We start from the raw sequence: 10,373 nt of genomic DNA on the forward strand, positions 1-10,373 counted from the left end.
TCGCGTCAGTTGCAATACTGCGCGTTGCCGCTCGTATCGAGCGACAACGGCGGATCGGCCAGGAACTGCTGCACTGGAACGATCGACGCATTGCAGGCTTCATCCGTACGCACGTCGAAGACATGCCAGTAGTCCGTGCTGCTGCTTTCACCGGCGGGCGGCGAAAACACCGTCTGCGCACCCCGGTTGCTCACCTCGACCCGCGCAGGAGAGCCGGTCTGTCCCGGATCGAAGGTGCCGGAGAAGTTGCGGATGTAGAAGCGGTAGGTGCGGTTTTTGGCCAGCTTGGCGAAGGTCGTCACTTCGGGTCCGAAGCTGTCGACGTCGTCCACGTCGAGCGCGATGAAAGGCGCGGCCGCGAGGCTGCCCTTGTCGCTGTAGTAAACGTGTTCGTCGGCGTTGGCGCCCAGCGTGTGCGAGTCGAGGTCGCGCGGGCGCTCGCCCCAGGTCAGCTTGATCGACAGCGCGGAGCGCGTGAGTTCGAGGCAACTGCCCAGCGGCACGTCCTCGTCCGCGACGTTCACCGTCGGCGCATTGGAGATCTCGCTGGCGGTGGTGGCGACCACGAAGGCCGAACTGGTGCGCTTCACGGCCACCGAGAACTCGCCGTTCGCATTGGTCAGCGCAGTTGCCTGGCCGGTGTACGACTTGCCTTCGGAAGCCACCAGTGCGCCTGCGACTCGCGCACCCGTCGCATCCTGCACGCAGCCATTGATTCGCACGGTGTTGTAGATCTGGTCCGCGTTCCAGGTGGTGAAGTGCGTCACCGTGCCTTCGTAGTACTGGTTGGGCGCGGTGCCTTGCAGCGTGGCCGAGCCTTCCTGCACCCACAGCCCCGTGGCCGTGTTGTAGAAGAACAGCGGCACCGACGGCGGCAGCGTGCCGGCGCGCGAGGACGGGGCGATGCGCACCGTCGCGCTGGTGCCCGCGGCCAGGTTCAGCGGCGTGCCGTCGGCATCCGTGAAGCTGGCGTCGAGCGCGCCGAAGCTCTCCATCGGCGCGCTGCCTCCGTCCGTGGCGGCGAGGTAGTTGCCGGGCATCACGTTGACGTCGCTGGCCGGCGCGATGGGCGTCACCCGTGCGGTCACCAGTCCGCCAGGCGCGCTGCCGTCGGGGCGGCGAAGCGAGTTGGCGCTCAGGCGGACCATCGCGGTCGAGCCCGGAACGACAACGTCGTGCGCCGATTGCCCGTCGAATGTCTCGGTCACCGCCACGGGCAGCATCGGCACGTTGACGACCGTCGATGCGCCCGAGCCGCTCAGCGCGGCCGTGGCCCGGCTCTGCGGCACCATGCCGGCCTTCGAGAAGCTCAGCAGCACCGACGCATTCGGCGGAATCTCGGCGAGCGAATAGCTGCCGTCGTCGCCTGTGACGGCGGAGACGCCGGCGGCCGCGACCGTGACCTGCGCGACGCCCTGGCCGTCGAGTGCATTCGTCACGCGGCCGCTGACCTTCGCGTTGGTCTGCTGCGGCGGTGGTGGAGGCGGTGGCGGCGGCGGTGCGTTCTGGTCGGGTGGGGGCAGGGTGACGAAGCCCGCGCCTCCGTCGCTTCCGCCGCAGGCCACCAGTGCCACTGCTGCCGCAAGCGCGGCAAAAAACATCCTCGTTTTCATGATCCCTCTCTCCTTTGTGTTCGTGATTCGCCGCAACCGGACAACCCGGGCAGCGAGCGTGCGAAGGTAGGCGCGCAGGCGCGGCGTCGCCAGTGCCGAAAGTCACCGCGTCGCAGGAGTAAGAAGAAAGGATTGGCCCAGACAGGGCCGCTTGCTCAGGCCTTGATGCCGCAGCCGTTGAGCACGAAGGCTACGAGCTCGCGCGCGATCGGTTCGCGATCGATGGGCGCGTCAGGCGGCAGGCCGAGCATCACGCGCGTCTGGATCGCGTAGTCGGCATAGCTCTGGGTCATGGCCCAGATGTGCATCAGCAGGATGCGCGCGTCGAGCGGGCGCATCAGCCCGCGCGCGATCCAGCCGTTGATGATGTCCACCTTCTTCTGCGTCCAGGCCCGTGCGTTGGGCCAGTAGCGGTCGAGGTTGCGGCCGCCGTCGAGGATCTCGCGCGTGAAGATGCGCGACATCTCGGGGCTGTCGATGGCGTGGTCGAGCTTCTTGCGGATGTAGTCGCCGAGCACCGTTGCAGGGTCGTTCGCGTCCTCGAACGAGAACACCACCTTCCACGCATGCAGCACCTGCATCAGCAGCTCTTCGTAGAGCTCTTCCTTGCCGGCGATGTAGTAATGAAGCTGGGGCTTGGTGAGGCCCGCGCGCGCCGCGATGGCCTGGGTCGAGGTGCCCTTCAGGCCGTGCAGGCTGAACTCGGCGACCGCCGCGGTGCGGATCGCCGCCATGATGCGTTCGCGCCCGGGCCGCGCGCGCGACAGCGGGCCGTCGGGGGCGGGCATTTCCTGGGCGGTCGAGACGGGGAGGGCGGCGGGATCGGCGTTCATGATGGCGGTGGGCGGCAGGGCGCGCGGTCGATGGTAATACCTCGCCCTTGTCCGGGCCGTCCCGGCCCTCGTGCATGACCGCATGCCATGCCGGCATGGGCAGGCAGGGCATGCGGGCACGGTTCATGTATCTTCCTCGCCGCCCCGAAAAATTCCACCTCAACACAGGAGTTCTCCATGTACCTCTCTCCCCGTTTCCGTGCCTTCGCGGCCGGCGCCGCTTTGCTGGCTGCCAGCGCGCTCGCGCAGGCGCAGCAGGCACTGCCCAACGTGGTGATCCTCGCCACCGGCGGCACCATCGCCGGGGCCGGTGCCTCGGCCGTCAACAGCGCCACGTACGCGGCCGCCAAGGTCGGCGTCGAGAAGCTGATCGCAGGCCTGCCGGAGCTCTCCAAGGTGGCCAACGTGCGCGGCGAACAGGTGTTCCAGGTCGCATCGGAAAGCCTGACCAACGACAACCTGCTGACGCTGGCCAAGCGCGTATCGGCACTGTCGAAGCAAGCGGACGTGGACGGCATCGTCATCACCCACGGCACCGACACGCTTGAAGAAACCGCCTACTTCCTGACCCTGACCGTGCACACCAACAAGCCGATCGTCGTGGTCGGCTCGATGCGTCCGGGCACTGCGCTGTCGGCCGACGGCGCGCTCAACCTGTACGACGCCGTGAACGTGGCGGGCAGCAAGGACGCGATGGGCAAGGGCGTGCTGGTGACGATGAACGACAACATCGACAGCGGCCGCGACGTGAGCAAGAACGTCAACATCAAGACCAATGCGTTCTCCAGCCAGTGGGGCCCGCTGGGCATGATCGTCGAGGGCAAGAACTACTGGTTCCGCGCACCGGTCAAGCGCCACACCATGAACTCGGAATTCGACATCGACAGCATCACCGCGCTGCCGCCGGTCGAGATCGCGATGGGCTACGAGGGCGTGTCGTCGGTGGCCATCGACGCCATCGCCAAGAGTGGCGCCAAGGCGCTGATCCACGGCGGCACGGGCAATGGCTCGGTGGCCGACCGCATCGTTCCGAACCTGCAGAAGGCGCGCTCCGACGGCGTGATCGTGATTCGCAGCGCGCGCGTGCCCGACGGCTTCGTCATTCGCAACGCCGAGCAGCCCGACGACAAGTACGACTGGGTGGTTGCGCACGACCTGCGCCCGCAGAAGGCGCGCATCCTGGCCATGGTTGCCCTGACCAAGACCAACAACACCAAGGAACTGCAGCGCATCTTCTGGGAGTACTGATCTCCCCTCGGGTGCATTCGGCACCCTTCCCGGATCGGGCCGCAGCGGTGAAAGCCGCTGCGGCCTTTTTCATGTGCGTGTGCCGCGATGGTGCCGTGCGTACTCGATGCTCGCGATGCAGATCGCCAGCCAGGCACCGCCCGAGCACAGTCCCGCGAGCACGTCGCTAGGAAAGTGCGCCCGCACGAAGATGCGGCTGCAGGCCACGGTGACGACCACCGCCGTTGCCGCCATCACCGACGGCACCCGCCAGCGCGGCGGCAGCATGCGCAGCCCCAAATAGCCCAGCATGCCGTAGAGCACCATCGAGCCCGAGCTGTGGCCGCTCGGAAAGGAATAGCCCGACACCTGCGCGAAGCCGAAGTCGTGCACCGGCCGAGCGCGCTCGAAGATGAGCTTGAGCACGTGGTTCAGCACCCCGTTGCCGGCGATGGCTGCGACCCAGCCAGCCGCGAAACCGCGGTGCCCGCGAAGCCACAGCGCCACCGCCACGCCGGCGCACACCAGCACCGCGACGATCGGGTCGGCCATGTGGGTGAGCCATGAGAACGCCTCCCTCACGACCGGCGGCGTGTGCGCGCCCACGGCACGGCTGATCGTCTCGTCCAGCAGGCCCATGGGCCGACCGTCGCCGAGGCCTTCCGCCACTTCGGCGAACAGCCAGGCCAGCGCGACCACCGACGCAGCACCGATGGCCAGTCCGCCGAACAGCAGTCCGGCGCCCGGCTCGGGCTGCGCCGCATGCCGGCGCCGCAGGTGCTCGAAGCCCCAGGCTGCGAGGCCGGCGGCCGCAGTCAGCGCGACGAGAAGAATCAGGAATCCGGGCCAGGCCTGGGCGCCGAGGCGCTCTCCCAGGGCGATCAATGCGGCATCTTCAACGGGCATGGGCGAGGCGGGCGGACGGCAGGGGCAGGCGAATCACGGCGTGTCGGCAGGAGTTCCAAAAGGGGAGGCCGAGCATAGCGGCCCGTTCCTGACCGCCCGCTGCCTCGTAAAATAGCCGGTTCGTTGCGCCGCGGGTTCTTCTCCCACCGGGCGGCCGCCTTCACGCAGAGCCATGCTGACCTTCCAACAAATCATTCTCAAACTGCAGTCGTACTGGGCCGACAAGGGCTGCGCGCTGCTGCAACCGTACGACATGGAAGTGGGCGCGGGCACCTCGCACACCGCCACCTTCCTGCGCGCGCTCGGCCCCGAACCCTGGAAGGCCGCCTACGTGCAGCCCAGCCGCCGCCCCAAGGACGGCCGCTATGGCGAGAACCCCAATCGTGGCCAGCACTACTACCAGTACCAGGTGGTGCTCAAGCCGGCGCCCTCGAACATCCTCGAGCTCTACCTCGGCAGCCTCGAAGCCCTGGGCTTCGACCTGAAGAAAAACGACATCCGCTTCGTGGAAGATGACTGGGAGAACCCCACGCTCGGCGCCTGGGGCCTGGGCTGGGAGGTCTGGCTCAACGGCATGGAAGTGACCCAGTTCACCTACTTCCAGCAGGTCGGCGGCCTCGATTGCAAGCCGATCACCGGCGAAATCACCTACGGTCTCGAGCGGCTGGCCATGTACCTGCAGGGCGTGGAAAACATGTACGACCTGGTGTGGACCGAAGGCCACGGTGGCAACAAGCTCACCTATGGCGACGTGTTCAAGCAGAACGAAGTCGAACAGTCTGCCTACAACTTCGAGCACAGTGACGCCGAGTTCCTGTTCACCGCCTTCAACGCGCACGAAAAGCAGGCCAAGCACCTCATGACCGAGCAGCTCGCGCTGCCGGCCTACGAGCAGGTGCTGAAGGCCGCGCACAGCTTCAACCTGCTGGACGCGCGCGGCGCAATCAGCGTGACCGAGCGCGCGGCCTACATCGGCCGCATCCGCAATCTCGCGCGCAGCGTGGCGCAGAGCTACTACGACAGCCGCGAGCGCCTGGGCTTCCCGATGGCGCCGCGCGAATGGGTCGCGCAGATCCCCCCGAAGAAGGCCGCCTGAGCGATGACGACCCCCATGAACAAGAACTCCCTGCTGGTCGAACTGTTTGTCGAAGAGCTGCCGCCGAAGGCACTGAAGAAGCTCGGCGATGCTTTCGCGGGCGTGTTGCGCGAACAACTGGTGGCGCAAGGCCTGGCCGAAGCCGGCTCGGTGCTCACCGCCTATGCCTCGCCGCGCCGCCTGGCCGCGCACCTCACGCACGTGGCCGAGCGCGCCGCCGACAAGGCCGTGTCGCAAAAGCTGATGCCCGTGGCCGTGGGCATCGACGCCTCGGGCCAGCCCACGCCCGCGCTGCTCAAGCGCCTGGGCGCGCTCGGCGCCGACGCCTCGGCCGTGCCTGGCCTGAAGCGCGCGATGGACGGCAAGGCCGAAGCCCTGTTCTACGAAAGCACCGCCAAGGGCGCCACGCTGGCCGAAGGCCTGCAGAAGGCGCTGGCCGAGGCGATTGCCAAGCTGCCGATTCCCAAGGTCATGAGCTACCAGCTCGAAAGCGGCTGCGAAATGCCGGGCTGGAGCAGCGTGAGCTTCGTGCGCCCCGCGCACGGCCTCGTGGCGCTGTATGGCGACGCCGTGGTGCCCATCGAAGCGCTGGGCCTGAAGGCCGGCCGCAAAACGCACGGCCATCGCTTCGAGGCGGCGGTCGATCCGGTCGTGCTGCGCGACGCCAACAGCTATGCGCTGCAGATGCAGGAGGACGGAGCCGTCATCGCGAGCTTCGAGGCGCGCCGCGCAGAAATCGCGCGCCAGCTTGCAGCGGCTGCGGTGAAGGTCGGCGGCGGCTCGGTGCCCATCCACGACGACGCGCTGCTCGACGAAGTGACCGCGCTGGTCGAGCGCCCGAACGTGCTGGTCTGCAGCTTCGAGCGCGAGTTCCTCGAAGTGCCGCAAGAGTGCCTGATCCTCACGATGAAGGCCAACCAGAAATACTTTCCGCTGCTCGACGCATCGAGCAGGCTCACCAACAGGTTCCTAGTCGTCAGCAACATCAGCCCCGACGACGCGAGCGCGGTCATCGGCGGCAACGAGCGCGTGGTGCGCCCGCGCCTGGCCGACGCCAAGTTCTTCTTCGACCAGGACCGCAAGAAATCGCTGGCCTCGCGCGTCGAGTCGCTGGGCAAGGTGGTCTATCACAACAAGCTGGGCACGCAGGGCGAGCGCGTGGAGCGCGTGATGCGCATCGCGCGCGGCATCGCAGAGAAGATCGGCGACACGGCCTTGGCCGCGCACGCCACGCAGGCCGCCCAACTCGCCAAGGCCGACCTCGTGACCGACATGGTCGGCGAGTTCCCCGAGCTGCAGGGCACCATGGGCCGCTACTACGCGCTGCACGACGGGCTCGACGCATCGGTGGCCGACGCCATCGAAGACCACTACAAGCCGCGTTTTGCCGGCGACGAGCTTCCGCGCAACAGCGTGGGCCTCGTGGTCGCGCTGGCCGACAAGCTCGAAACGCTGGTCGGCATGTTCGGCATCGGCAACCTGCCCACCGGCGACCGTGACCCGTTCGCGCTGCGTCGCCACGCGCTGGGCGTGATCCGCATGCTGATCGAGAAAGACCTGCCGCTGGGCCTCGACGCCTTGCTGCAGGACACGGCCGCGCAGTTCAGCGGTATCGCCGGTTTCGAAAGCAGCCGCGCCACGGGCGAGCTGCAGGACTTCATCCTCGATCGCCTCGCCGGCAGCCTGCGCGAGCAGGGCGCCAGCGCGCAGGAAGTCGATGCCGTGCTGGCTCCGCGCCCGCAGCGCCTGGGCGAAGTGCCCAAGCTGCTGGCCGCCGTGCGCGCCTTTGCCGCCTTGCCCGCCGCCGCCGCACTGGCAGCTGCGAACAAGCGCATCGGCAACATCCTCAAGAAGGCTCCCGAAGCCGACGCGCACGTCAGCGAGCTGCTGCTGCAGGAGCCGGCCGAAAAGGCGCTGCACGCGGCCATGGCGCAGGTCGTGCCCGCTGCCAACGCACAGTTCGAAGCTGGCGACTACACCGCCTCGCTGCAGACGCTGGCCGCGCTGCGCGAGCCGGTCGACGCCTTCTTCGACGGCGTGATGGTCAATGCCGAACAGGCCGACCTGCGGCTCAACCGCCTGGGCCTGCTGATGTCGCTGCACACTGCGATGAACCGCGTGGCGCAGCTCGAACGGCTGGCCGTCTGAGCTCATTCACGACGCCTCCCCCAGGAGTGGCACCACCATGAAACTCGTCATCCTCGACCGCAACGGCACGATCAACGTGCACCGCGAAGACTTCGTGAAGAGCGACATCGAGTGGACGCCGCTGCCCGGTGCGCTCGAGGCCGTGGCGCGGCTCAACCATGCGGGCTGGCACGTGGTGATTGCATCCAACCAGTCGGGGCTGGGCCGGGGGCTGTTCGACATGGCTTCGCTCAACGCGATGCACGCCAAGATGCACAAGATGCTCGCGGCTGTGGGCGGCAAGGTCGATGCGGTGTTCTATTGCCCGCACAGCCCCGACGAGGGCTGCGAGTGCCGCAAGCCCAGGCCCGGCCTGTTCCTGCAGATCGGCGACCGCTACGGCATCGACCTCAAGGGCACCCCGACCTGCGGCGACAGCCTGCGCGACCTGCAGGCGGGCGCGGCTGCCGGTTGCGAGCCGCACCTGCTGCTCACGGGCATGGGCGCGGCCTGCCGCGGCGTCGATCCGCTGCCTTCCGAATACCCGGCGAACACGTTGGTCCACGACGATCTCGCCGCCTTTGTCGACTTTCTGCTCGCGCGCGAAGCGCGGGCCGCACTGCAGGTGGCTGTCTGATGGCGTTTTTCCGTTCCGTTCTCCACGCGCTGTGGATGCTCGTCACCGTGATCCCCTGGGGCATCATCATGTGCGTCAGCTCGCTCTGGAAGCGCGGCATTCCGCTCTACTGGATGGCCGAGCAATGGCTCAGCTGGGCCATCGGCGGCGCGCGCGTGCTGCTGGGCATCAAGACCCGCGTGAGCGGCATGGAGAACCTGCCGACCGACAAGCTCGCCGGCGCGGTCCTGCTGGTGAAGCACCAGTCCACGCTCGAGACCTTCCTGATGCCCACGCTGATGCCGCACCCGCTGGCCTACGTGTTCAAGAAGGAGCTGATCTACATCCCCTTCTTCGGCTGGGCGATGGCGCGGCTGGACATGATCCACATCGACCGCAGCCAGCGTGCGCAGGCCTTCAACAAGGTGGTGAACCAGGGCCGCAAGCTGCTCGCGCAGGGCATCTGGATCATCATGTTCCCCGAGGGCACGCGCATTCCGCGCGGGCAGAAGGGCACCTACAAGAGCGGCGGCACGAGGCTCGCCTGCGAGACCGGCGTGCCGGTGATCCCCATTGCCGTGACATCAGCCAAGGTGTGGCCGCGCAAGGCCTTCATCAAGCGCCCGGGCGTGGTCGACGTGTCCATCGGCCCGGCGATTCCGAGCGTGGGCCGCAAGCCTGATGAGTTGATGCGTGAGGTCGAGGCCTGGATCGAGGCCGAGATGCGCCGCCTCGACCCCGAGGCGTATGTCGACAGCCCTCTGCAGCCCACGCAAGAAGCGGTGAGCTGAAGAGGAAAAGAGAGCCCGTCATGGGATTGCTTCGGTTCACGATGGATCTTTTCGAGGGGCTGGGCAGCGAGTTCGCACCGCCAGCGCCCGCACCTGCGCGGCCGCGCCGGGTGAAGAAGCCGAAGCTGGTGGCACCGCCGGCCATGCCTTTGGCTCCGCCCGCACCCGTCGACCCGCATGCGCCACCCGCGGTGCCGCTGGCCGACACGTTGACGCTTGCGAACTTCGCGCACCCCCAGGCCACGCGCGAAGTGGTGCTCGGCTCCGCACGCGTGGCCTATGAATTCAAGCGCGGCAAGCGCAAGACCATTGGCTTTCTCGTCGGGGCCGAAGGACTGTCGGTGCGCGCGCCGCGCTGGGTGGCGCTGCGTGATGTCGATGCGGCCATTCATGAGAAGTCGGACTGGATCCTGCGCAAGCTGACGGAAACGCAGCAGCGCCATGCGCGCGTCGAGGCCACTCGCATCGAATGGAAGGATGGGGCCGGATTTCCGTTCCTGGGCGAGCCGGTTGTGATGCGGCTTGATCCGAAGCATGGCTTTGCGAGTGTTGGCGGCACGCTTGACGACGCTGTTGAAGAAGGTGGGCCGCGGGTGCTGCGGCTGGCTGTGGCTCAGAACGCGGAGCCTTCGCAGATTCGTGATGCGGCGCAGGCGTGGTTGATGCGGCAGGCGCGCAAGTTGTTCATCGAGCGGCTGGATCACTTTGCGCCGCTGCTTGGGGTGCAGTGGAAGAAGCTGTCGCTGTCGAATGCTTCGACGCGCTGGGGTAGTGCCAGTGCGGATGGGTCGATTCGGCTCAACTGGCGGTTGATTCACTTTCGGCTGCCGGTGATCGATTACGTTGTTGCGCATGAGCTGGCGCATCTGCGGGTTATGGATCACTCGCATCGGTTTTGGGAAACCGTTGAGAGTGTTGTGCCTGACTACGACTTGCTGCGGCGGCAACTGAAGGATGAAGCGGTTCCTCGCTGGGGCTGAATTTGTCGTTGGTATGGGTTTGCTTCCCGGGGCCGGGACTCGCCCCGGCGGGCGACCTACTTTTCTTTGCTTCGCCAAAGAAAAGTAGGGGCGGTTTCAAGTCTGAAGTGCAACACACTCGATCCTCAAGGGAAGAGCTTGCATGAACAGAAGTTACGAACAACTGAGCGCCGAAGAGCGAGGA

At 67.0% G+C, this 10,373-nt stretch carries 9 protein-coding genes; 6 read left to right on the forward strand and 3 right to left on the reverse strand.

Annotated features, from left to right (window positions below; genetic code table 11):
- Positions 1-5: 5 nt before the first annotated feature.
- Together BLV60_RS32945 and BLV60_RS32950 are read right to left on the reverse strand one after the other, a co-directional pair.
- Positions 6-1,613 (reverse strand): carboxypeptidase regulatory-like domain-containing protein, encoded by a 1,608-nt coding sequence (locus BLV60_RS32945; protein WP_093059856.1) that lies wholly within the window; start codon positions 1,611-1,613, stop codon positions 6-8.
- A gap of 155 nt (positions 1,614-1,768) precedes the next feature.
- The gene (locus BLV60_RS32950) at positions 1,769-2,446 is read right to left on the reverse strand and encodes a TetR/AcrR family transcriptional regulator (RefSeq protein ID WP_176929073.1); all 678 of its coding nucleotides are present in this window, start codon (positions 2,444-2,446) and stop codon (positions 1,769-1,771) included.
- 177 nt (positions 2,447-2,623) lie between these two features.
- Here BLV60_RS32950 and BLV60_RS32955 point away from each other — a divergent pair, with 177 nt between their 5' ends.
- A complete protein-coding gene (locus BLV60_RS32955) occupies positions 2,624-3,694 on the forward strand; it encodes an asparaginase (protein ID WP_093059858.1) in 1,071 nt (356 codons plus the stop codon).
- Positions 3,695-3,763: 69 nt separating this feature from the next.
- On the opposite strand, the gene BLV60_RS32960 is transcribed toward BLV60_RS32955, so the two are convergent.
- A complete protein-coding gene (locus BLV60_RS32960) occupies positions 3,764-4,579 on the reverse strand; it encodes a phosphatase PAP2 family protein (protein WP_093059860.1) in 816 nt (271 codons plus the stop codon).
- A gap of 172 nt (positions 4,580-4,751) precedes the next feature.
- Between BLV60_RS32960 and glyQ the strand changes: the two genes are divergently transcribed.
- The 5 genes from glyQ to BLV60_RS32985 are packed head-to-tail and all read left to right on the forward strand — an operon-like array spanning position 4,752 to position 10,189.
- Positions 4,752-5,675: a glycine--tRNA ligase subunit alpha gene (glyQ, locus tag BLV60_RS32965; RefSeq protein WP_093059862.1), complete on the forward strand. Its 924-nt coding sequence runs from the start codon at positions 4,752-4,754 to the stop codon at positions 5,673-5,675.
- Between the two features lie 15 nt (positions 5,676-5,690).
- A complete protein-coding gene (gene glyS, locus BLV60_RS32970) occupies positions 5,691-7,823 on the forward strand; it encodes a glycine--tRNA ligase subunit beta (protein ID WP_093059876.1) in 2,133 nt (710 codons plus the stop codon).
- Positions 7,824-7,860: 37 nt separating this feature from the next.
- The gene (gmhB, locus tag BLV60_RS32975) at positions 7,861-8,439 is read left to right on the forward strand and encodes a D-glycero-beta-D-manno-heptose 1,7-bisphosphate 7-phosphatase (protein WP_093059864.1); all 579 of its coding nucleotides are present in this window, start codon (positions 7,861-7,863) and stop codon (positions 8,437-8,439) included.
- Positions 8,439-9,209, forward strand: a complete 771-nt coding sequence (locus tag BLV60_RS32980) for a lysophospholipid acyltransferase family protein (RefSeq protein WP_093059866.1) — start codon at positions 8,439-8,441, stop codon at positions 9,207-9,209. The genes gmhB and BLV60_RS32980 overlap by 1 nt, the downstream gene beginning before the upstream one ends.
- 41 nt (positions 9,210-9,250) lie before the next feature.
- Positions 9,251-10,189, forward strand: coding sequence for a M48 family metallopeptidase (locus tag BLV60_RS32985; RefSeq protein ID WP_093059868.1), 939 nt, complete (start codon positions 9,251-9,253; stop codon positions 10,187-10,189).
- The last annotated feature ends 184 nt before the right edge of the window (positions 10,190-10,373 follow it).

This window comes from Variovorax sp. YR634, from assembly GCF_900106655.1.
In the GTDB taxonomy this organism is placed as follows: Bacteria; Pseudomonadota; Gammaproteobacteria; order Burkholderiales; family Burkholderiaceae_C; genus Variovorax.

Coding starts and splice junctions, on each gene's coding strand:
- BLV60_RS32945 (WP_093059856.1), bottom strand. CDS start 1,613: ATGAAAACGAGGATGTTTTTTGCCGCGCTTGCGGCAGCAGTGGCACTG.
- BLV60_RS32950 (WP_176929073.1), bottom strand. CDS start 2,446: ATGAACGCCGATCCCGCCGCCCTCCCCGTCTCGACCGCCCAGGAAATG.
- BLV60_RS32955 (WP_093059858.1), top strand. CDS start 2,624: ATGTACCTCTCTCCCCGTTTCCGTGCCTTCGCGGCCGGCGCCGCTTTG.
- BLV60_RS32960 (WP_093059860.1), bottom strand. CDS start 4,579: ATGCCCGTTGAAGATGCCGCATTGATCGCCCTGGGAGAGCGCCTCGGC.
- glyQ (WP_093059862.1), top strand. CDS start 4,752: ATGCTGACCTTCCAACAAATCATTCTCAAACTGCAGTCGTACTGGGCC.
- glyS (WP_093059876.1), top strand. CDS start 5,691: ATGAACAAGAACTCCCTGCTGGTCGAACTGTTTGTCGAAGAGCTGCCG.
- gmhB (WP_093059864.1), top strand. CDS start 7,861: ATGAAACTCGTCATCCTCGACCGCAACGGCACGATCAACGTGCACCGC.
- BLV60_RS32980 (WP_093059866.1), top strand. CDS start 8,439: ATGGCGTTTTTCCGTTCCGTTCTCCACGCGCTGTGGATGCTCGTCACC.
- BLV60_RS32985 (WP_093059868.1), top strand. CDS start 9,251: ATGGATCTTTTCGAGGGGCTGGGCAGCGAGTTCGCACCGCCAGCGCCC.